Raw genomic sequence first — 19,915 nt, 5'->3', positions numbered from 1 at the left:
GGAGTCGGCGCTGTGACCGGGTGGCTGCTGTTCTTCGCCGCACTCGCGGCGGCGGGCGTCGCCCGTCACCGCGGCTGGCGTGGCGGTTCCCACTCCTACTTCCTGGCGGTCTTCCTCGTCGGCACGCTGGCGGCCGCCCTCTCGTCCCAGCTCACCCTCCAGCTGGCCGACGAACTGCCCGCGCCGGTCCCGCAACTGGTCTTCCTCGCGGGCACGTGGTCGTCCCTCGCCGCGCCCTGGTGTGTGCTGTCGATGCTCTCCTTCGCGCTGGCCGAGCCCGGCGTCGCGCCCCGGCGAACCCTGCGGCACCCGGTGTTGCTGCTGGTGTCGGGAGCCGCGATGGGGGCGCTCCTGGCCGCCATCCGCCCGACCAGCGTCGTGGACTTCATCGGCGTCTACGGGCGGGACTGGCGCGCTGTCCTGTTCTCCCTCGTGTACAACCTGTACATCGTCGCCGCGATCGTCGAATTCGCGGTCGTCATCGTGCGTTATCTCCAGACCGCGCGCCCAGCCCGACAGGTCGTCATCAGCCTCTGGCTGGAGATGGCTGGAGGAGCCCTGGGGCTGCTGTGGTCCGCCTGGGGCATCGCGCGTGCGGTGGCCGCCGCCTACCACGCAGAGGCCTTCCTCGACCACCCCGCGCTCGTCGACCTGCTGGCCTCGACGTGCGTAGGGGTGATGATGGTCGGCGCGGTGTGGTTCGTCTGCGCGAAGAAGGCCGCCGAGATCTGGGAGACCTGGTCCTTGTGGCGCTTGAAGCCGCTGTGGAGCGCGTTGCGGGTCGTCCACCCCGGGCTCGTACTCGGTATCCGCAGCGCACCGCCCAGCCTCCGGCTGCAGCGCTACCTGATCGAGATCAGCGACTGGATCTACCAGGTGCGCGTGCACGCGCACCCTGACATCCGCGCCTGGGTCGAGGAGTTCGCCGAGCACCGCCGGCTGGACGCGGAGACGGCCGAGGCCATCAGCACGGCGGTGACCATCGAGGCCGGGCTGCGAGGGCGCGCCGCCGGGATCGTCCACCCGGTGGCCGCCGCCGCGTCCGCACGAAGGGTCGGTCAGCGCACCAGCGAGCGACCCGCGACCCAGCGGGTGCAGGTCCGCACTCTGCTGCACGTCGCGAGGTTGACGGGGATGGGGCGCTGGTACGCCCGCCTGTGGCCCGACCCGCATCGCCGTCTGGTGCGCGATCTGTCCGAACGCGCACATGCCTCGTCGATGAGCTGAGGGCGCCCTGGCCCGTCAGGGGATGCGGGCCACGCCGCCGAGCAGGACCGCGGCGGCCTGATCGTCGCGTTCGGTCCGGTGACCCGGCGCCGGGTGCCAGTCCGTGGCGCGCCCCAGCCCGGGCGGCACGAGCTCGGTGCGGGCGAACAGTGCGAGGATCTCCTCCCGCGTGCGCAGCCGGGCGGGCGTCTCCACGGTCTTGTTGTAGGAGGCGGCGAGTGCGGCCTGCTGCTCCCGCGCCCGGTCGTCCTCGGGTGGGGTCACGTGGCTGATCGCCAGGTAGCTGCCCGGCGCCAGGGCCGACTTGTAGTGGCGGACCACCGGCCCGGCGTCGCCGGGCACGAACGGCAGCACCGAGATCATCAGCAGCCCCGCCGGCTGGGAGAAGTCCAGCAGGCGCCGCACCTCCTCGTGCCGCAGCACGGCGTCCGGGTCGCACACGTCGCCCTGTATGCACACGGCCTGCGGGTTGTCCGCGAGCAGGCGGGTGCTGACCGCGACGGTGTCCGGGTCGAGGTCGACGTAGACGACACGGGCGTCGCGCGCGTGGTCCTGGGCGATCTCGTGCACGTTCCCGACGGTCGGATAGCCCGAGCCCAGGTCGAGGAACTGGCGGATCCCCTGCTCGACCATCCACCGCACGACCCGCCGCAGGAACTCCCGGTTGTAGCGTGCGGTCAGCGTCGCCGTGGGGAGTCGCCGCAGGGCCTCGATTCCCGCCTCGGCGTCGCAGTCCAGGTGGTGCCGGCCGCCCAGGCACCAGTCGTACACCCCGGCCGCGGATGCCCGGGTCCGCGACGGCCCGGCAGGAACTTCGTGTGCAGCCATCGGTTCACGTCCTCTCAGCCGAAGCGGGCGAGGCGTGGAGCGGCGCCCGCTCTCCCGTCCTCAGCTGTCATCCGCCCATCATGCCGGAAGTGGTGTCGCGGGTGTTGACGGTGCGCAGGCCCAGGACCGCCGCGACGAGAACGGCGATGCTGCTCACCCGCAGGGCGAGACGGAATCCACCCGTCAGCGCACCGGACACGGGCACCCCGGCGGCGAGCAGACCGGTCGTGTGCGCCGCGGCGAAGGCGATCAGCACCGCGATCCCGATCGCGCCGCCCACCTGCGTGGAGATCTGCACCAACGCCGACGCGAGTCCTGAACGTTCGGGCGTGACCTCCGCCGTGGCCGCGTTCATCACGGCCACGAAAACGAGCCCCAGCCCCAGCGAAAACCCGAGCAGGCCGGGGAGGATGTCGCTGGGGTAGCTCCCGTGCACCGGCAGGAGGGACAGCCACCACACACCGCCCGCGGCGACCACCAAACCACCCACGATCACGGGAAGGGTTCCGGCCCGCGGGATCAGGAATTTGGTCGCGACCCCGGCTCCGAGTACGACGCCCGACGTGGCGGGCAAATATGCGAGCCCCGTTTGCAGCGCCGAGTATCCCAGCACGTTCTGCATGTACAAAGTGACGAAGAAGAACATGCCGTACAGGCCCCCGATCGCCACGGCCTGGGTCGCGTTGGCGGCGACGAGCCCCCGGACCCGGACGATGGACAACGGGACCAGCGGCTTCCCGCCGCGCCGTTCGCAACGGCGTTCGTTCCACACGAACACGACCAGGAGAACCGCCGCACCCGCCAGGCGGACAACCGTGCTCAGCGCCCCCCAGCCCGCGTGGGGCGCCTCGACCACGGCCCAGATCAGCAGCCCCAGTCCCCCCGTGCTGGAGACGGCACCGGCGACGTCGACGGTCCGCCACGTCGCGCGGCGCCGATCGTCGGGCAGCAACCGGAAGACGCCGGCGAGGATCACCACGCAGACGATCGGGTTGATCAGCAGCACCGAGCGCCACCCGAACACCTCGGTCAGGACACCACCGAGCAGGACCCCGGCCGTCGTGGCCAGGCCGAGGGTGCCGCTCCAGATCCCGACCGCCCGCACCCGGTCGGTCCCGAAACTGGTCATGACCAGCGACAACGCCGCAGGCATCATCGCCGCCGCCCCGGCCCCCTGCACGACCCGGGCACCGATGAGCACCTCCGGGGTGGGGGCGAGCCCGCCGATCAGGGACGCGGCGGCGAACACGGTCACGCCGACCACCAGGACCGGCCATCGCCCCACCAGGTCTGCCGCGCGCCCGCCCAGGAGCATCCCGCCGCCGTAGGTCAGCAGGTAGCCGGACACCACCCACTGCAGGCTCTGCTGCGGGAGGCCGAACCGGTGCTGGATCGCCGGCATCGCCACGTTGACGATGACGGCGTCGATCATGTCCATGAAGCCGATGGCGCAGAGCAGCGTCACCGCCCCGATGCCCGTCCACTCCGAAAGGGAGAATGAATTACCCGCTCCGCGAGTCCCCACGAGATTCCTCCACCTCAGAAGTGCCGTGCTTGCGCTTCTTCTTCCACCGAAGGCCGGCTGCGTCGAAGTCCGGTGCCCGAGCAGGACAAAACGGATCCGAACTCCGTCAGGACGAATCCCGCTCAGGGCACACCGGTGTTCTGGGGTGAATTTGAGAGCCGACTCTAAGTCAATCGGCCAAGCAAATCAACTACAGTGAATTTTGAGGGTGAGTTCTGTTCTCGCAACGCCATCCCGCGGTCCTGCGCTTCAGTCGTCGGCGAGGGCGAGGGTGAGGCGGCGGCTGTCGGGCCGTCCGCCGGCCGGGGCCAGGGCCCGCTCGGCGTCCGACAGCACGCTGCGGATCGCCAGGTACCCGCGCGGGTCGGCCTGCTTGAGGGCGTCCGAACCGCTCCACACGAGCACGTGCTCTCCGCTGGGCAGCCAGGACAGGTCGGTGAGGCAGTCGTACAGGGCGTCGAGGTTGCGGCCGAACCAGTCCGGGAACGACAGCGCCTCGGCGATCGCGTCCAGTGTGGACAGCTTGTCCGCCGGGTGGCCCGCCATCGCGTGCAGGTAGGCGCCCCGCGCCCGCGCGCGGTCGGTGATGGTCTTGATGCTGAGGTGCTCCATGGCCTTCTATTTCGAGGGATCGACGACGACGAAGGACGCGTAATGATCACCGGTGTAGTACAGCTCGTGCGACCCGCCGGTGATCAGGCGTCTTGGGCCCCGGTCCGCGCTGCCCGGCGTCGGCACCGTGTACTCATGGTAGTAACCGCTCTGGTGCTGCGGCAGGCGTTTCTCCCGGTTCTCGAACACCACGCCGTCGTTACGGGGGTACGGGAAGGGCCCGCCGCGCTGGATGAGCCGCCACGTCTGCGCGGCCTCGGGCGGCAGTGCGGACAACGCCGTCGTGGACGTTCCCGGCCCGGTATCGCTGCCGAGATCCCTGATCAGCCAGCCACCCAGGACGAGCACGAGCAGCCCGACCAGCGCGACCGTGATCCGCCTTCTGCTAGACACCCGCGCCACTCTAATGACGGCTTGACCCGAGTCGCGGAGTGGTGCCGCAACCTCAGGCGCGGGGTTCGCAGTCCTCGTCCCTGGACGGCCGCAGCCACGCCGCCACGCGGTCCACGATCCGGTCGATCAGCCAGGCCGCGCCGAGGCACAGCGGCCCGAGCACGGCGATGACCAGCAGGAACTGCAAGGGGAACCACAACTGCGCGAGCCACAGCTCGGCGTTGTCCCACCAGCCTGCCAGTCCTGCGAACACGGTCACAGCCTACGCGGGGTGCCGGCGCGGTAGTTTGCACCCATGTTCGCCGTGTATGCCAACGAAGCCAACTACGACAACCCGCTGGACGCACTCGTCGTGGGCGAGCGGCCCGAGCCCGAGGTGCCCGAGGGCTGGGTCAGGGTCGCGGTGCGGGCCGCGAGCCTGAACATGCACGACATCTGGACGTTGCGCGGCGTGGGCATCAAGGCCGAGCAGTTCCCGATGATCGTCGGCTGCGACGGCGCCGGCGTGCTGGACGACGGCACCGAGGTGGTGCTGCACTCGGTCGTCAACGCGCCCGGCTGGCAGGGCGACGACACTCTCGACCCGAAGCGCACCCTCCTCACGGAGAAGTACCAGGGCACCTTCGCCGACTACGTGGTCGTGCCCGCCCGCAACGCCGTGCCGAAGCCGAAGAACATGTCGTTCTCCGAGGCCGCGATCATGGGCACCGCGTGGCTGACGGCGTACCGGATGCTGTTCGTCAAGTCGGGCCTGCGCCCCGGGCAGACCATGCTCGTGCAGGGCGCGTCGGGCGGCGTGTCCACCGCGCTGGTGCAGCTGGGCCGCGCCGCCGGGATGCGCGTCTGGGTGACCGGGCGGACCGAGGAGAAGCGGGCGCTGGCCGAGCGGCTGGGTGCGCACGCGACCTTCGAGAGCGGTGCGCGGCTGCCCGAGCGCGTGGACGCGGTGTTCGAGACCGTCGGCAAGGCGACCTGGGGCCACTCGCTGAAGTCGCTGAAGCCGGGTGGCGTCGTCGTGGTGTCCGGCTCGACCAGCGGCCCCGACCCCAGCGCCGACCTGCAGCGGGTGTTCTTCCTGCAGCTGCGCGTCGTCGGGTCCACCATGGGCACCCGCGACGAGCTGCAGAACCTGCTGGAGTACGTCGACCTGGCCGGGATCAAGCCGCAGATCGGCACCGAGCTCCCCCTGACCGACGCGGAGCAGGGCTTCCGCGCGATGCTCGAAGGGGACACCGCCGGCAAAATCGTTTTCACTCGTTAACACGCCCGATTCGGCCGCTGAGCTGCGCAGACACACTCCGACACCACCCCGACACCGCTTCGTGACCGATCACTGACCCGGAGAAAGCGAGTCTTTCTCGCTAATCTGGGTATATGACCGCAATGGAGCGGGGAAAGCGGGAGACGCCGCCGTCACTACGCACCGGCCCGGAGCCGATCCGGGTCGGGGAACGCACCTACGCCGGCGTCCGTACGCGCGTGCTCGAAGTCGGTCCCAAGCGGTTGCTCCGGGGTGCGCCCCGGCTCGTCCTGTTGCACGGGTACTGCGACAGCGCCGACACCTGGCGCCCGGTGCTCGAACAGCTGGCCAACGCGGGCATCTGCGCCGTCGCGGTCGATCTGCCCGGGTTCGGCAGCGCCGAGGCGCTGCGCTCCGGCGCGATGCTGCCGCAGCTCGACCGGTTCGTCGACGCCGTGCTCAAGGAACAGACCAGGCACGGCAGGGTCGTGCTCGCCGGGAACTCGCTGGGCGGCACGATGAGCCTGCGGGCCGCCGCCACCGGAAGGCACCCCATCGCGGGCGTGATCTCCATCGCCGCACCGGGTTTCGTGGACTCGTGGCTGGTGCGCGCGATCGGCACCACCCCGCTGCGGCTGTGGGCGGCGCTGCCGTTGCCGGTGCCCGGTTTCCTGGTCCGGACCATCGCCGAGTACGTCGTGCCGCGCCTGCTCTACGCCGACCACGGCGTAGCGGCGAAGGAGCACGTGCGGCGCTTCACCGACCTGTTCCCGGACTACCGCTCCACGAAGACACGCCTGGAGCAGGCCCGTCAGCTGGTGGAGGAACTCGCGGAGGCGTACGAGGGGCTCGACGCCATCGGGGTGCCGCTGCTCGTCGTCGCGTGCGGCAAGGACAGGCTGGTGGACGCGGCGTCGGGCAGGCGGCTGCACTCGCTCGTACCGCACAGCCGCCTGCTCATCCGCGAGGACTGGGGGCACTGCCCGCAGCTCGACGACCCGTCGGCCGTCGCGGAGCTGATGAGCTACTTCACCGCGGGCGCCACCCGCAAGCGCAAGGGCCGCAGGCAGAAGGTCGTCCAGACCACGGAGGTCGCCGCGGCGGGCTGAGGCGTCAGTCCAGCCACACCCGCCGCACCGCGGCCCGTGCCTCGTCCTCGATGCGCGCGAAGATCGCCGCCGCCGGGCCCTCGGACGCGACGGGGTATGTCTGCCCTGCCCACAGGTGCAGCCCCTCCGCGTCCCCCGACTTGCCCGCGGCGGCCCGGACCGGCCGGGTCAGGTGGTGCACCTCGGGGTACGCCGCGGGCGCGTCCGCCGAGTGCTCGGCGAAGAAGCGGTTGACGATGCCGCGCGCGGTCCGTCCGCTGAACGCTCGCGTGAACCCTGTCTCGCGGTCGTCCTCGGCCAGCGCACGCCGGTGGGTCGGCTGTGTGCCCGCCTCGTCGGCCCGCAGGAACGCGGTGCCCAGCTGCGCGGCGACGGCACCGGCGGTCAGCACCGCGGCGACGTCCGCGCCGTGGACCAGGCCACCCGCCGCGACCAGCGGCAGCCCGGTGCGGGCGGACGCCAGGCGCAGCAACGCGAGGAGGCCGTACGCGGGGCCGCCGTCCGGGCGCGCCGGGTCGTCGGTGAGCAGGCCCCGGTGCGCGCCGGCCTCGAAACCCTGGACGCACAAGGCATCGGCACCCACCTCGGCTGCCCGCGCCGCCTCGTCCGGGTTCGTGACGGTGGCGATCACGCGGCTGCCGACGTCGTGCAGCCGGTCCACCGCCTCCCGCGACGGCAGCCCGAAGGTGAACGAAACGAACGGGATCCGTTCGCGCACCACGAGATCCAGCTTCGCCGGGTAGTCGTCGTCATCCCAGCGCGGCTCGCCGGGCTCGGTGCCGTACCGCCGCGCCTCGGCTTCCATCCGCCGCGCGTAGCCGTCCAGCTCCACAGTGGACGGCGCGCCGGGCACGAACAGGTTCACGCCGAAGGTGCCCCGCGTCAGCTCCCGGGTCTTCGCGATGCGCTCCGCCAGCGCGTCCGCCTTGAGGTACCCCGCGGCGAGGAAGCCGGAGCCGCCCGCCTCGACCACCGCCGCCACCAGTTCCGGAGTGGTGGGCCCGCCCGCCATCGGCGCGACGATCACCGGAAAGCGCAAGTCTTCGAACATGTACTCAGCCTAGAATCGGGATACCGTGCCGTCATGATCGACTTGGATCGTGTGCGCAAACTCGCGTTCGCCGAGCACGGCCTCGCCACCATCGCGGTCGCGCGGGCCGACGGCAGCGTGCACGCCTCCGTGGTCAACGCCGGCATCCTCCCCGATCCGGTGACGGGCCGGATCAGCGCCGGGTTCGTGGCCCGCGGCGGCACCCGCAAGCTCACCCTGCTGCGGGAGCGGGGCCAGGGCACGGTGGTGTTCCGCCGCGGCTGGGAGTGGGCGTCCGTGCAGGGCCCGGCCCGCCTGATCGGCCCCGACGACCCCGACCCCGGCTTCGACCTCGCCGGCCTGCCGCGCCTGCTCCGTGACGTGTTCCTCGCGGCGACCGGCACCCACGACGACTGGGAGGAGTACGACCGGGTCATGGCCGCCGAACGCCGCTGCGCGGTGTTCATCGAGGCCGAGCGCCTCTACGGCAACTCGTGAACCCCGCTACTTCTTGCCCTTGCCCTTCTCGGCGGGCTCGGTGGTCGACAACGCCGCGACGAAGGCCTCCTGCGGGACCTCGACCCGCCCGATGCTCTTCATCCGCTTCTTGCCTTCCTTCTGCTTCTCCAGCAGCTTCCGCTTCCGCGAGATGTCACCGCCGTAGCACTTCGCCAGCACGTCCTTGCGGATCGCCCTGATCGTTTCGCGCGCGATGATCCGCGAGCCGACCGCCGCCTGGATCGGCACCTCGAACTGCTGCCGCGGGATCAGCTCACGCAGCCGCGTCGCCATCCGGTTGCCGTAGCTGAACGCCGCGTCCTTGTGGACGATCGCGGAGAACGCGTCCACCGGCTCGCCCTGCAGCAGGATGTCCACCTTGACCAGGTCGGCGGCCTGCTCGCCCGCCTCCTCGTAGTCCAGCGAGGCGTACCCGCGGGTGCGGGACTTCAGCGAGTCGAAGAAGTCGAAGATGATCTCCGCGAGCGGCAGGTTGTACCGCAGCTCTACGCGGTCCTCGGACAGGTAGTCCATGCCCAGCAGCTGACCGCGCTTGCTCTGGCACAGCTCCATGATCGCGCCGATGAACTCGGCGGGCGCGATGACCGTGACCTTCGACAGCGGCTCGTGCACCTCGGCGATCTTGTACCCGGTCGGCCAGTCCGACGGGTTCGTGACCGTGTGCTCGCTGCCGTCCTCCAGCACGACGCGGTACACCACGTTCGGTGCGGTGGAGATCAGGTCGAGGCCGAACTCGCGCTCCAGCCGGTCCCGCGTGATCTCCAGGTGCAGCAGGCCGAGGAAGCCGCAGCGGAACCCGAAGCCCAGCGCCACGGACGTCTCCGGCTCGAACGTCAGCGCGGCGTCGTTGAGCTGCAGCTTCTCCAGCGCCTCACGCAGCTCCGGGTAGTCCGAACCGTCCACCGGGTACAGCCCGGAGTACACCATCGGCTTCGGCTCGCGGTACCCCGTCAGCGGCTGCGTCGCGCCCTTGCGCTCGCTGGTCACGGTGTCACCGACCCGCGACTGGCGCACGTCCTTCACACCGGTGATCAAGTAGCCCACCTCGCCGACCCCGAGACCCGCGCTGGGCTTCGGCTCCGGCGAGATGATCCCGACCTCCAGCAGCTCGTGCGTGGCGCCGGTGGACATCATCCGGATCCGCTCGCGCGGCGTGATCTTGCCGTCCACGACGCGGATGTAGGTGACGACGCCGCGGTAGGTGTCGTACACCGAGTCGAAGATCATCGCACGGGCCGGCGCGTCGGCGTCGCCCTGCGGCGGCGGCACCTGGCGCACCACCTCGTCGAGCAGTTCCCGCACGCCCTGCCCGGTCTTGGCGGACACGCGCAGCACGTCGCCAGGGTCGCAGCCGATGATGTGCGCGAGCTCGGCGGCGTACTTGTCCGGGTCGGCCGCGGGCAGGTCGATCTTGTTGAGGACCGGGATGATGTGCAGGTCCTTGTCCAGCGCGAGGTAGAGGTTCGCCAGCGTCTGCGCCTCGATCCCCTGCGCGGCGTCGACCAGCAGGATCGCGCCCTCGCAGGCCTCCAGCGCGCGGGAGACCTCGTAGGTGAAGTCGACGTGCCCGGGCGTGTCGATCAGGTGCAGGACGTGGTCCTGCCCCGCCACCTGCCACGGCAGGCGGACGTTCTGGGCCTTGATCGTGATGCCGCGCTCGCGCTCGATGTCCATCCGGTCGAGGTACTGGGCCCGCATGGCCCGTTCCTCGACGACGCCCGTGAGCTGCAGCATGCGGTCGGCCAGGGTCGACTTCCCGTGGTCGATGTGCGCGATGATGCAGAAGTTCCGGATCAGCTCCGGTGGCGTGAACGTGGTGTCGGCGAAGGTCACTGAAATCCTCGGCTCGGTCGTGGGTGCTCCTCCAGTCTCCCATGCCCGGTGCGGGGGCATTTCCGGGTCATCCCCGATGCCACCCGGCGCCGCGCGTGCTGACCTGGAGGTATGAGTACTGCGATCGCTCCCCGCACCGGTTTCCTCGGCAAACTGCTGGACAGGGCCTTCGGCCACCCCCGTGGCGCGCTGGGCAGAGTGGGTGGCGCCGTGATGGCCTGGGGCAACGCGGCGACGGAACGCCACGTCGTCGAAGTGGCGGGCGTCACGAAGTCCGAAACCGTCCTCGTCGTCGGGCCCGGTCCCGGCGTGGGCCTGGCCGCGGCCGCCGAGCGGGCCGCGAAGGTGATCGGCGTGGACCCGTCGGAGGAGATGCTCGCGTCGTGCCGCGCCCGGTGTCCCGACGCGGAGCTCCGGAACGGGACCGCGGCGGGCACGGGTCAGCCGGACGCGTCGGTGGACGTCGTCGTGAGCGTCAACAACGTGCAGCTGTGGGAAAACCGCGCCACCGCGCTCGCGGAGCTGCACCGCGTCCTGCGCCCCGGCGGCCGCCTCGTGCTGTCCGTGCACGAGCAGGTCCTGCCCGTGCCGCGGCACCAGCTGGCCGCGGAGGTCGCCGCCGCCGGGTTCACGGACCTGCAGACCTGGACGTGGGACGCGCCCGGTTTCGGTGGCCCCGCGGCGGAACTGCGTGCCGCGGCTGCTTCTTAGCGCAGGAAGCTCACTGCGCCCGCACGTCGGTCCGGATGGGGTGGTCGGCGGGGACCTCGACGAGCACGATGCGGATGCCGTCCGGGTCGGAGAGCCACGCCTCGCGCAGGCCCCACGGCTCCAGCCGGGGCTCCCGGTCAGGGGTCACGCCACGCGCGGCGAGTTCCGCGAGGGTGGCGTCGAGGTCGCGGACCTGCAGCCACAGCCCGGCCGGCCCGGCGGGGCCACCGTCGCCGTGCCCGGACACTTCGAGCAGCCCCTGGCCGAGGAAGAACACCGTGCCGCCGGGGAAGGTCCGGTAGATCGCCAAGCCCAGTGCGTCGCGGTAGAACGCGGTGGACTTCTCCGGGTCCGCGGGCCGCAGCAGGACGCGGCTGCTCAGCACCTCCATGCGTAGCACTCCATCAGGAAGCGGCAATCGCCGCAATCCCGGCCAGTACGACGACCGAGCCCACGAGGCGGCGCCCGGGGTTGGCCTCGCCCAGCACGAGCCACCCGGCGAGCCCGCCCAGCACGATGCTGACCTCCCGGGCGGGCGCGACGAGGCTGACCGGCGCGAGCCGCATCGCGTAGAGGACGAGCAGGTACGCGACGGGTGACAGCACGCCGACGAGCAGGACTTCCCGGCGGTGTGCGCGCCACAGCCCACGCACGTCCCCGCGGGCGGCGAGCGGGGCGAGCAGTGCGCTCTGGAGGAGGGCGCCGGTGCTGAAGTAGACCAGTGGCGGGACGCCGAGCGCGTTGACGGAGTGGTCGTCCCAGAGCGTGTACGCGGCGATCGTGGCGCCGGTGAGCAGGCCGTAGAAGATCCCGGCACGCCGAGCCCGTGGGTCGAGATGGGTCTCCCCTCGTCCGCTGCCGATGAGCAGCACCCCGGCGACGACGAGCAGTGCGCCGATCAGGCCCAGCACGCCGGGCCGTTCGCCGAGCAGGACGACGGCCGCGAACACGGACAGCAGCGGGCCGCTGCCGCGGGCGAGGGGGTAGACGACGGACAGGTCGCCGACGGCGTAGCCGCGTTGCAGGACGGTGCCGTAGGCGACGTGGAAGACCGCGGTGAGCACGGCGGCGAGCAGCCAGGTCCACTGGGGCCGCCCGGCCTCGACGACGAGCGCGACGACGGCGACCGGCACGCACACGACAGCGCTCACGGTGTAGTAGAGGAAGACGAAGGCGGCACCCCCGCCCGCGACGCGCTTGGCCGCGAGGTTCCACCCGGCGTGCACCACGGCGGCGACCAGGACGAGCGCGAGGGCAGTACCGTTCACCGAGCCTTCCCCCTTTCACAGGCCTCCCGAGTAGATCAGGCGGCCGGGCCGACCGCGGTGCGGGATCGGGCGCTGAGTGGCCCGGGGCACCACGTGGGTGTTCGCAGGTCGGCTGGTAACCTTGACGACCGTTGCCGTGTGGCATTCCGCCAGGGAGGAAACCCGGTCCGCCGGGGCCACTGAGACGCGGCAACGAGATCCGCCGAAAAGATCAAGGAGCGCCAGCGTGGCCAACATCAAGTCCCAGATCAAGCGTATCCAGACCAACGAGAAGGCGCGCCAGCGCAACCAGTCGATCAAGTCCTCGGTGAAGACCGCGATCCGCAAGTTCCGCGAGGCCGCCGAGGCCGGCGACAAGGAAAAGGCGATCGAGCTGCAGAAGGCCGCCGCGAAGAAGCTGGACAAGGCTGCCAGCAAGGGTGTCATCCACCCGAACCAGGCCGCGAACAAGAAGTCCGCGATCGCGAAGCGCGCCAACCAGCTCTGAGCTGCCTGCCGCTTTCTTTCCCGGAAGCCCGCCATGCGTCATGCGTGGCGGGCTTCCGCGTTTTCGGTGCAGTGGCGACCGGGAGCGTGAACAGGGGCTGCCGTTTCGCGCGGGTCGCGGCCGTTCGCAGCGGCGTCCCGGCTCAGCGCGCTTGGGGAGCATCAGCCAGGTCATGGCGTCGCCGCATGCCGCCGTCCCCACCGACCGCAGCCTTCCCCGCTCGGGCGCCGTCGCTCCCGCAGGGCCACCGCCGTCCGGGCCAAGCCACCGTCGCTCCGGCAGACCGCGGCCGTCCCCACAGGCCCCACTCGCGTAAGCCGCCGCTCCAGGCCCGCCAGCCACCGTCATCTCCGCAAGGTGCCCACCGTTCCCACGGCCCACGGCCTCAGCTCACGCCCCCGCGGGGTCTCGCAACCATCTCCGTCTTGCGGGTCGCCCCGTCTCCATGCCGCGTCAGCGCAGGTCGCGGGCCTCGACGAGGTCCAGGACCGCTCGTTCGAGCGCGTAGGACGGGTCGGCGGCGGCGCCCTTCACCTCGGCGTTGACGCGCGCGACGATCGCCATCGCCTTGTTCAGGCCCTCCGCGCCCCAGCCGCGCGCCTGACCTTGGGCTTTGCGGATCTTCCACGGCGGCATGCCCAGCGCACCGGCCATCTGGTTCGGGTTGCCGCGACCGGCAGCCGACACGCGCGCGATCGTGCGCACGGCGTCGGCGAGAGCGTCGGCCACCAGCACGTGCGGGACACCGATCTGCATCGCCCAGCGCATGGACTCCAGCGCCGCCGCCCGATCCCCCGCAACGGCCTTCTCCGCGACCGCGAAGCCCGTGACGTCGGCGCGGCCCCGGTGGTAGCGGCGCACCGCGTCCTCGTCGACCTTGCCGCCCGAGTCCGCGACCAGCTGGGCCGCCGCGGAGGCGAGCTCCCGCAGGTCCGAACCCACCGCGTCGATCAGCGCCGCGACGGCGGTCGCGTCGATCCGGCCGCCCGCCTGCCGGATCTCGTTGCGGACGAACGCCTCCCGCTCGGCGGGCTTGGTGATCTTGGGGCACTCCGTGACCTGCGCCCCCGCCTTCCGGAGCGCCGCGGGCAGCGCCTTGGCGGCCTTGCTGCGGCCGCCACCGGTGTGCACGACGACGAGGACCACCCCGTCGGCAGGGGATTTCACGTACGACAGCACCGCGTCCGCCAGCTCCTGCGAGATGTCCTGCGCGGCGTCGAGCACGATCACCCTGCCCTCGCTGAACAGCGAGGGGCTGACCAGCTCGGCCAGCGCGGGCGCGGTGAGGTCCGACACCTTGGTCCGCGTCATGTCGGTGGTCGGGTCGACCAGGCGGGCCGAGTCGAGCGCGGCCCTGATCGCGCGCTCGACGAGCAGTTCCTCTTCGCCGAGGACGAGGTGCAGCGGCGACGTGGTGGTGGCTGGCGAGGTCACCTCACGATCCTGCCACGGTGACGAAGCCCGCAGGGGCATGGCGTCGGCAGCCGACGGTGTCGTATGTTTGTAACGGCCGCGTTGCACGCGCCGCGGCCCTGACAACCGAATACCGCTCATCCAGAGGGGCAGAGGGAACGGCCCGATGAAGCCCCGGCAACCGGCGTCAGCCTGTCATCTCGATTCCGCGAGGTAGCTGACGACCACGGTGCCAATTCCGGCCCGCGTCAGCGGGACAGATGAGGAAAGGAACCTCGCGATGACCGCAGCCCTCAGCTCGACCTCCACCCAGCGCACCGTCGACCTCGGCCCCGCCGTGGAGCTGGTGTCGAAGGAGGAGGGCCACCGCCAGCCGCTCGCGCCCGAGTTCGTCTCCGCGGAGGACTTCTCGCCCCTCGAGGTCGCCTACGACTTCGGCCGGGTCCGCCGCGAGGACATCGAGTCCGGCCCCCGCAACATCTGGCGCTACAAGAAGCTGCTGCCGGTGCCCTCGAACGTCGAGGAGATCCCCAACACCGAGCCGGGCTGTACGCGGCTGGTGCGCGCCGACCGGCTCGCGAAGGCCTTGGGCCTCAAGCGAGTCTGGGTCAAGGACGACACCGGCAACCCCACCCACTCGTTCAAGGACCGCGTCGTCGCCGTCGCGCTGGCCGCGGCCCGCGAGTTCGGGTTCGACACCCTCGCCTGCCCGTCGACCGGCAACCTGGCCAACGCCGTCGCTGCGGCCGCAGCCCGCGCGGGCTGGCAGTCCGTCGTGCTGATCCCCTCCTCCCTCGAACGCGCCAAGATCCTCACCACCGCCGTCTACGACGGCAACCTCATCGCGGTCGACGGCAACTACGACGACGTCAACCGGCTCGCGACGCAGCTCGCAGCCGAAAACGAGACGTGGGCGTTCGTCAACGTCAACGTCCGGCCGTACTACTCGGAGGGTTCGAAGACGCTGGCCTTCGAGGTCGCCGAGCAGCTGGGCTGGCGGCTGCCGGAGCAGATCGTCGTGCCGATCGCCTCGGGTTCCCAGCTCACCAAGGTGGACAAGGGCTTCCGCGAGCTGGGGTCGCTCGGCCTGGTCGAGGAGACCCCGTACAAGGTCTTCGGCGCCCAGGCCACCGGCTGCTCCCCCGTTTCGACGGCGTTCCGCAACGGCCACGACGTGGTCCAGCCGGTGAAGCCGAACACCATCGCCCGCTCCCTCGCGATCGGCAACCCGGCCGACGGCCCCTACGTGCTCGACACCGTCAACCGCACCGGCGGCGCGATCGAGGACGTCTCGGACGAGGAGGTCGTCGAGGGCATCCGGCTGCTGGCCCGTACCGAAGGCATCTTCACCGAGACCGCGGGCGGGGTCACCGTCGCGACGACGAAGAAGCTCATCGAGACCGGCAAGCTCGACCCCGAGGCGGAAACCGTCCTGCTCATCACCGGTGACGGCCTGAAGACGCTCGACGCCGTCGAAGGCCGGATCGGTCCTAAGGCGACGGTCCCGCCGTCGGCCGACGCGGTCCGCGCCGCTCTGCAGAGCTGAGTTCACTTTCCCCTGCGCACCACCGCCAATCCTCCGTTGTCCGTCACCACGGCAGCGTCGCCGTCGGTGTCGGTGCGGGCGACCAGCGCACCACCCGCGACGAGTGAGTCCACTGTGGACCTGCTCGGGTGGCCATAGCTGTTCCCCGCGCCGACACTGATGAGCGCAAGCCGCGGCGAGACGGCCGAGAGGAATGCCGGCAACGAGAACCTGCTGCCGTGGTGGGGCACCTTGAGCACTTCCGCGTGCAGGTCGGTGCCCGCGGCGAGCAGATCCCCCTGAGCCAGCAGCTCCACGTCACCGGTCAGCAGGACGCGCCCGGCGGGCGTGACAGCCCGCAGCACGACCGAGGCGTTGTTGATGTTCGTGCCGTCCGCGTCATCTCGTTCCTGTTGCGGACCGGGGTAACGCGGTCCGATCACCTCCAAGGACAGCCCGGGCCAGTCGAGCCGCCGGCCGAGTTCCAGTTCGAGCAGGGGCACCCCGTGGCGCCCGGCGATCTGCGCCACCTGGCGCCACGCCCACGCCGGCATCCGGCCCGGCCCCACCGCGACCGCCCCGACGGACCTGCCGTCGAAGACGGACTCCAGGCCGCTGATGTGGTCGGCGTGCAGGTGGCTGAGCACGACCAGCGGAACCCTGTCGACACCGAGCCTCGCCAGGCATTCGTCCACCGGCCCCGGTTCGGGCCCGGTGTCCACGACCACGGCACGCCCGGGTTCGGCCGTCGACAGCACCTCGGCGTCCCCCTGCCCCACATCGCAGGCCACCATCGACCAGTTCCGTGGCGGCCACCCCGGCGCGATCACGCGGACCGGCACGACCACCAGCAGCACGCACACCAGGACGAGCGCGAGCCCCACTCGCAGCCGCGGCCGGCGCAGCAGCACCACCAGCACACCCACGGCGAGCAGCGCGAGCACGCCACCCCACCAGCCGCCGGGCCACGGCAGCACCGCTCCCGGTACCCGCGAGGCGTGCCGTGCGACCGCCAGGAGCCAGTGGGCCTCCGGCCCCGCCGCGAGCGCCGGTAGCCGCGCCGCCGCCGGCCAGAACGTCGCCAGCACCGCCGTCACCACCCCCAGCACCGTCGCCGGAGCGACCACCGGTGCGGCGAGCACGTTCGCGGCGATCGAGACGACGCTCACCTGCCCCGCCATGCCCGCGAGCACAGGCGCGGTGACCAGGAACGCGGCGAGCGGAACGGCCAGGCCCTCCGCGATGCCCGGCGGCACCCCGCGCGTGCTCATGGCCTCGACCCAGCGCGGGGCAAGCAGCACCAGCCCAGCCGTGGCGAGCACCGACAGCGCGAAACCGAAGTTCACGGCCATCGCTGGGTCGTAGACCACCAGGACGCACACCGCGATGGCCAACGCGGGCAGCACCGACCTACGCCGCCCCAGTGCCAGCGCGAGCAGCGCGACCGCGCCCATGACACCGGCCCGCAGAACGCTCGGCTCGCCGCCGGTGAGGACCACGAAACCGACGAGCGCGGAACCCGCCACCACCGCCGACAGCCGTGGACCGACCCGCAGTGCTCGCAGGAGCAGCAACACGGCCCCGGCCACCACCGCCAGGTTGCTCCCGCTGACCGCCGTCAAGTGGGACAGCCCGGCGTCGGTGAACTCCCGCTGCACCTGGGGTGAGATCCCGCTGGTGTCTCCGACCACGAGGCCCGGCAGAAGACCCGCGGCGTCCTCGGAGAGGACCGAGCAGGCTCCCCGCAGGGCTGCCCGCGTGGCTTCGGCGGCCCGCTGCCACCACGAAACCGGCCCCAGATCGGTCGGCGGACCGCGAACGTAGACGGCGGCAACCGTGAGATCGGCGTCCCGGGGCGGTGCGAGCCTGCCACCCGCCGTGACTTCCTGGCCCGGCAACAGCGCGGCCCAGCCCTGGACGGGCGCCAGCAGCACCACCCGCGCGGTCGTCTCGACGGCAGCACCGGACACTTTCGCCCAACGAACGGTGGCCGGGATGACGACGAGCCGGGCCCCTGCCTGCTGCCCCGCGTAGCCCGCCGACTGAACGGGCTTCGGCCGCTCCTCAGCGACCACGTGCAGCACTGCCGGCGCCGCCCGGTCGGCCAGAGCACGCAGCGGGTCGTGCTGGGCGTCGTGCAGCCGCACGGCCAGCGGACCGGCCAGGAGGACCGCTGCCAACAGCAGTGCGGCGATGCCGGAGAACCACCGTGGCCGGCTGCGCCGCCAACGCCACAGCAGAGCGCCGGCGACTCCAGCGGCCGCCAGACCTCCGACCAGCGCGGCCCACCAGGTCCAGAGCAGCCCGGCAAGCACACCGAGCCAGAGGACCACCGCGGGAGGCACGAGGCGGTAGTCATGCCTTTCGGACGTGGTGACCTCGGTGAGCATCACACCGTCACCTGGTCCCGGAGCTTGGCGAACTTCGCCGTGCCGATCCCGTCGACTTCCTGCAGCTGGTTGATGGACCCGAAGGCGCCGTGCTGGGTCCGCCACTCGATGATCCGTTTGGCGGTCACCGCACCGACTCCCGGCAGGGAGTCGAGCTGCTCCGCCGACGCCGTATTCAGGTTGATCTTGGCTGGCGCGGACGCGGGATCGGCCGGCACGGCCGCGGGCGGCGCGGCGATGCCCACGTACAGCTGCTCGCCGTCGGCGAGCTTGCGGGCGAGGTTCAGCGCCGTGATGTCCGTGCCGTCGAGAGCACCACCCGCAGCGCTCAGCGCGTCGGCGACCCTGGCACCGCTCGGCACGGTCACGAGCCCGGGCGAGCGCACCTTGCCGACCACGCTGATCACGAGCGCGGCGTCCGCGGCCTTCGACGGCGACCCAGCGGGCACGGGCGGGCTGTCGTGCGCGGCCGGCAGCAGCGGTGGCCGTTCCGGCGACGGACCGCCTCCGAGCACCATGATGGATCCGCCCACGAGGAGCAGCACTCCGGTGAGCACGGCGAGGATCGCGGTGAGTCGGCGGCGAGCCGGACTTCGCGTGAGCCCGGGAGGCACCCACCGTTCGACGAGCCTGCCCACCAGGGGCGGTTCACGCTCCGCTCTCAGCGCCTGGTCGGCGAGCTGGCGGAGCCGGTTGCGGGCGGCGGAGGCCGGTTGCCGGGGTAGAGGTTGTTCGAACACGCTTTCGACGCTAGGAGGAATGGTGCGGGGTGGGAAAGTGGGAAATGAGGTGGCTGTGGACAAGTGGGGGTATGTGGACAACTGCCGATCATGGACGCAGGGGAATTGCGCCGAACCCCCGATGAGGGGAAACCGGGCAGGAAAAGGACCGGATTGTGGCGCGGAAACAGCCTCGGATCCGCCCGTGGAGTGAAAGCGGGAAGGTCAGCGGTACCCGATCGGATTCCGCTGCACCACGACGCCGATCACGCCGGGCCCGGTGTGGGCACCGATCACCGCGCCCAGTTCGGACACCAGACAGCCCTCCGGCACCGTCAGCCGCTCCTCCAGGAGGTTCGCCAGCTCGGCTGCCCGTTCCGCCGACGCGAGGTGGTGCACCGCCACCTCGACCGGCTCGCCCGCCGCCGTCTCGGCCGCCAGATCCACCAACCGTCCCACGGCGCGGTGCATCGTCCGCACCTTTTCGAGCGGCTTGATGCGCCCGTCGTCGATGTGCAGCACCGGTTTCACGGCCAGCGCCGTCCCCAGTAGCGCGGCCGCGGCCCCGATCCGGCCACCCCGGCGCAGGTACTCCAGGGTCTCCACGGCGAACAACGTCTTCGACGCCCGCACAGCCGCTACGGCCGCTTTTTCGACTTCCTCCGGAGACGCCCCCTTCGCCGCCGCCTGCGCCGCGTGCAGAGCGGCGAACCCCAGCCCCATCGCCGTCCCCCGCGAATCGACCACCCGCACCACGTCAGGGCCGACCTCCTGAGCGGCCAGCACCGCCGACTCCCAGGTGCCGGAGATCTCGCTCGACAGGTGCAGCGAGACGACCGCGTCCGCGCCCTCGTCCAGCGCCGCGCGGAACGCCGCCGCGAACTCCCCCGGGGTGGGCCGCGACGTGGTCACGATCCGCCGCTGCCCCAGCGCCTCCGCGAGTGCCGCGGGCCCGACGTCGACGCCGTCCAGCGCCGACTCGCCGTCGACGAGGACGTGCAGCGGCACCACCCGGATGGCGAACCGCTCGGCGAACCCTTCGGGCAGGTGGGCGGTGGAGTCGGTGATGACGGCGACCGGCACGCC

Annotated in this window: 20 protein-coding genes and 1 riboswitch; of the genes, 7 read left to right on the top strand and 13 right to left on the bottom strand. The window is 71.5% G+C overall.

The features are described from left to right. Positions 1 to 12: 12 nt before the first annotated feature. On the top strand, positions 13 to 1,227 hold the full coding sequence (locus tag ABFX51_RS00885) for a DUF6545 domain-containing protein (protein WP_346051427.1): 1,215 nt from the start codon (positions 13 to 15) through the stop codon (positions 1,225 to 1,227). Positions 1,228 to 1,242: 15 nt separating this feature from the next. Here ABFX51_RS00885 and ABFX51_RS00880 read toward each other — a convergent pair whose 3' ends face one another. The 5 genes from ABFX51_RS00880 to ABFX51_RS00860 form a co-directional block, all read right to left on the bottom strand. Continuing rightward, positions 1,243 to 2,055, bottom strand: coding sequence for an SAM-dependent methyltransferase (locus ABFX51_RS00880; RefSeq protein WP_346051425.1), 813 nt, complete (start codon positions 2,053 to 2,055; stop codon positions 1,243 to 1,245). A gap of 67 nt (positions 2,056 to 2,122) precedes the next feature. After that, a complete protein-coding gene (locus tag ABFX51_RS00875; RefSeq protein WP_346051423.1) occupies positions 2,123 to 3,520 on the bottom strand; it encodes an MFS transporter in 1,398 nt (465 codons plus the stop codon). 309 nt (positions 3,521 to 3,829) lie between these two features. After that, complete coding sequence (locus ABFX51_RS00870; RefSeq protein ID WP_091512635.1) at positions 3,830 to 4,192, bottom strand: barstar family protein; 363 nt, start codon at positions 4,190 to 4,192, stop codon at positions 3,830 to 3,832. A 6-nt stretch (positions 4,193 to 4,198) separates the two neighbouring features. After that, positions 4,199 to 4,585 (bottom strand): guanyl-specific ribonuclease, encoded by a 387-nt coding sequence (locus ABFX51_RS00865; protein WP_091512710.1) that lies wholly within the window; start codon positions 4,583 to 4,585, stop codon positions 4,199 to 4,201. A gap of 52 nt (positions 4,586 to 4,637) precedes the next feature. Further along, positions 4,638 to 4,838 carry a hypothetical protein gene (locus tag ABFX51_RS00860; RefSeq protein ID WP_091512707.1) on the bottom strand — a complete coding sequence of 67 codons (201 nt, stop codon included), beginning with the start codon at positions 4,836 to 4,838 and terminating at the stop codon, positions 4,638 to 4,640. Between the two features lie 42 nt (positions 4,839 to 4,880). Between ABFX51_RS00860 and ABFX51_RS00855 the strand changes: the two genes are divergently transcribed. Together ABFX51_RS00855 and ABFX51_RS00850 are read left to right on the top strand one after the other, a co-directional pair. Beyond that, a complete protein-coding gene (locus tag ABFX51_RS00855; protein ID WP_091512634.1) occupies positions 4,881 to 5,846 on the top strand; it encodes a zinc-binding dehydrogenase in 966 nt (321 codons plus the stop codon). Positions 5,847 to 5,959: 113 nt separating this feature from the next. Beyond that, positions 5,960 to 6,934, top strand: coding sequence for an alpha/beta fold hydrolase (locus ABFX51_RS00850; protein ID WP_346051420.1), 975 nt, complete (start codon positions 5,960 to 5,962; stop codon positions 6,932 to 6,934). Positions 6,935 to 6,938: 4 nt separating this feature from the next. Here the strand turns inward: ABFX51_RS00850 and ABFX51_RS00845 are convergent, their stop codons facing one another. Next, on the bottom strand, positions 6,939 to 7,985 hold the full coding sequence (locus ABFX51_RS00845) for an NAD(P)H-dependent flavin oxidoreductase (protein ID WP_346051418.1): 1,047 nt from the start codon (positions 7,983 to 7,985) through the stop codon (positions 6,939 to 6,941). A gap of 33 nt (positions 7,986 to 8,018) precedes the next feature. Here ABFX51_RS00845 and ABFX51_RS00840 point away from each other — a divergent pair, with 33 nt between their 5' ends. Continuing rightward, positions 8,019 to 8,462 (top strand): pyridoxamine 5'-phosphate oxidase family protein, encoded by a 444-nt coding sequence (locus tag ABFX51_RS00840; RefSeq protein ID WP_091512627.1) that lies wholly within the window; start codon positions 8,019 to 8,021, stop codon positions 8,460 to 8,462. 6 nt (positions 8,463 to 8,468) lie between these two features. Here the strand turns inward: ABFX51_RS00840 and lepA are convergent, their stop codons facing one another. Next, on the bottom strand, positions 8,469 to 10,376 hold the full coding sequence (gene lepA / locus ABFX51_RS00835; RefSeq protein WP_091512624.1) for a translation elongation factor 4: 1,908 nt from the start codon (positions 10,374 to 10,376) through the stop codon (positions 8,469 to 8,471). A 51-nt stretch (positions 10,377 to 10,427) separates the two neighbouring features. Here lepA and ABFX51_RS00830 point away from each other — a divergent pair, with 51 nt between their 5' ends. Next, positions 10,428 to 11,027, top strand: coding sequence for a class I SAM-dependent methyltransferase (locus ABFX51_RS00830; RefSeq protein ID WP_346051416.1), 600 nt, complete (start codon positions 10,428 to 10,430; stop codon positions 11,025 to 11,027). A gap of 10 nt (positions 11,028 to 11,037) precedes the next feature. Here ABFX51_RS00830 and ABFX51_RS00825 read toward each other — a convergent pair whose 3' ends face one another. Both ABFX51_RS00825 and ABFX51_RS00820 read right to left on the bottom strand, forming a co-directional pair. After that, positions 11,038 to 11,418, bottom strand: coding sequence for a VOC family protein (locus ABFX51_RS00825; RefSeq protein WP_346051414.1), 381 nt, complete (start codon positions 11,416 to 11,418; stop codon positions 11,038 to 11,040). A gap of 13 nt (positions 11,419 to 11,431) precedes the next feature. After that, positions 11,432 to 12,295, bottom strand: a complete 864-nt coding sequence (locus tag ABFX51_RS00820) for an EamA family transporter (RefSeq protein WP_346051413.1) — start codon at positions 12,293 to 12,295, stop codon at positions 11,432 to 11,434. Positions 12,296 to 12,521: 226 nt separating this feature from the next. On the opposite strand from ABFX51_RS00820, the gene rpsT reads away from it, so the two are divergent. Beyond that, a complete protein-coding gene (gene rpsT, locus ABFX51_RS00815) occupies positions 12,522 to 12,782 on the top strand; it encodes a 30S ribosomal protein S20 (protein ID WP_091512615.1) in 261 nt (86 codons plus the stop codon). 453 nt (positions 12,783 to 13,235) lie between these two features. Here the strand turns inward: rpsT and holA are convergent, their stop codons facing one another. Next, positions 13,236 to 14,216 carry a DNA polymerase III subunit delta gene (gene holA / locus ABFX51_RS00810; protein ID WP_091512606.1) on the bottom strand — a complete coding sequence of 327 codons (981 nt, stop codon included), beginning with the start codon at positions 14,214 to 14,216 and terminating at the stop codon, positions 13,236 to 13,238. Positions 14,217 to 14,329: 113 nt separating this feature from the next. Beyond that, a riboswitch (SAM riboswitch) is annotated at positions 14,330 to 14,462 on the top strand. A 13-nt stretch (positions 14,463 to 14,475) separates the two neighbouring features. Here holA and thrC point away from each other — a divergent pair. Then, positions 14,476 to 15,741 (top strand): threonine synthase, encoded by a 1,266-nt coding sequence (gene thrC, locus ABFX51_RS00805; protein WP_091512605.1) that lies wholly within the window; start codon positions 14,476 to 14,478, stop codon positions 15,739 to 15,741. Between the two features lie 2 nt (positions 15,742 to 15,743). On the opposite strand, the gene ABFX51_RS00800 is transcribed toward thrC, so the two are convergent. From ABFX51_RS00800 to ABFX51_RS00790, 3 genes are all read right to left on the bottom strand, one after another. Next, positions 15,744 to 18,110, bottom strand: coding sequence for a ComEC/Rec2 family competence protein (locus tag ABFX51_RS00800; RefSeq protein ID WP_346051464.1), 2,367 nt, complete (start codon positions 18,108 to 18,110; stop codon positions 15,744 to 15,746). Beyond that, positions 18,110 to 18,850: a ComEA family DNA-binding protein gene (locus tag ABFX51_RS00795; protein WP_091512600.1), complete on the bottom strand. Its 741-nt coding sequence runs from the start codon at positions 18,848 to 18,850 to the stop codon at positions 18,110 to 18,112. The genes ABFX51_RS00800 and ABFX51_RS00795 overlap by 1 nt, the downstream gene beginning before the upstream one ends. A gap of 204 nt (positions 18,851 to 19,054) precedes the next feature. Further along, positions 19,055 to 19,912 (bottom strand): DegV family protein, encoded by an 858-nt coding sequence (locus tag ABFX51_RS00790; protein ID WP_091512598.1) that lies wholly within the window; start codon positions 19,910 to 19,912, stop codon positions 19,055 to 19,057. Between the last annotated feature and the right edge of the window lie 3 nt (positions 19,913 to 19,915).

This window comes from Amycolatopsis dongchuanensis, from assembly GCF_039542405.1.
In the GTDB taxonomy this organism is placed as follows: domain Bacteria; phylum Actinomycetota; class Actinomycetes; order Mycobacteriales; family Pseudonocardiaceae; genus Amycolatopsis_E; species Amycolatopsis_E sacchari.
Note: the sequence above shows the minus strand (reverse complement) of the source record. Positions and strands in the feature narration are given on the sequence as shown.

Coding starts and splice junctions, on each gene's coding strand:
- thrC (WP_091512605.1), top strand. CDS start 14,476: ATGACCGCAGCCCTCAGCTCGACCTCCACCCAGCGCACCGTCGACCTC.
- ABFX51_RS00855 (WP_091512634.1), top strand. CDS start 4,881: ATGTTCGCCGTGTATGCCAACGAAGCCAACTACGACAACCCGCTGGAC.
- ABFX51_RS00845 (WP_346051418.1), bottom strand. CDS start 7,985: ATGTTCGAAGACTTGCGCTTTCCGGTGATCGTCGCGCCGATGGCGGGC.
- ABFX51_RS00840 (WP_091512627.1), top strand. CDS start 8,019: ATGATCGACTTGGATCGTGTGCGCAAACTCGCGTTCGCCGAGCACGGC.
- ABFX51_RS00825 (WP_346051414.1), bottom strand. CDS start 11,418: ATGGAGGTGCTGAGCAGCCGCGTCCTGCTGCGGCCCGCGGACCCGGAG.
- lepA (WP_091512624.1), bottom strand. CDS start 10,376: ATGCCCCCGCACCGGGCATGGGAGACTGGAGGAGCACCCACGACCGAG.
- ABFX51_RS00880 (WP_346051425.1), bottom strand. CDS start 2,055: ATGGCTGCACACGAAGTTCCTGCCGGGCCGTCGCGGACCCGGGCATCC.
- ABFX51_RS00870 (WP_091512635.1), bottom strand. CDS start 4,192: ATGGAGCACCTCAGCATCAAGACCATCACCGACCGCGCGCGGGCGCGG.
- ABFX51_RS00800 (WP_346051464.1), bottom strand. CDS start 18,110: ATGCTCACCGAGGTCACCACGTCCGAAAGGCATGACTACCGCCTCGTG.
- ABFX51_RS00830 (WP_346051416.1), top strand. CDS start 10,428: ATGAGTACTGCGATCGCTCCCCGCACCGGTTTCCTCGGCAAACTGCTG.
- ABFX51_RS00850 (WP_346051420.1), top strand. CDS start 5,960: ATGACCGCAATGGAGCGGGGAAAGCGGGAGACGCCGCCGTCACTACGC.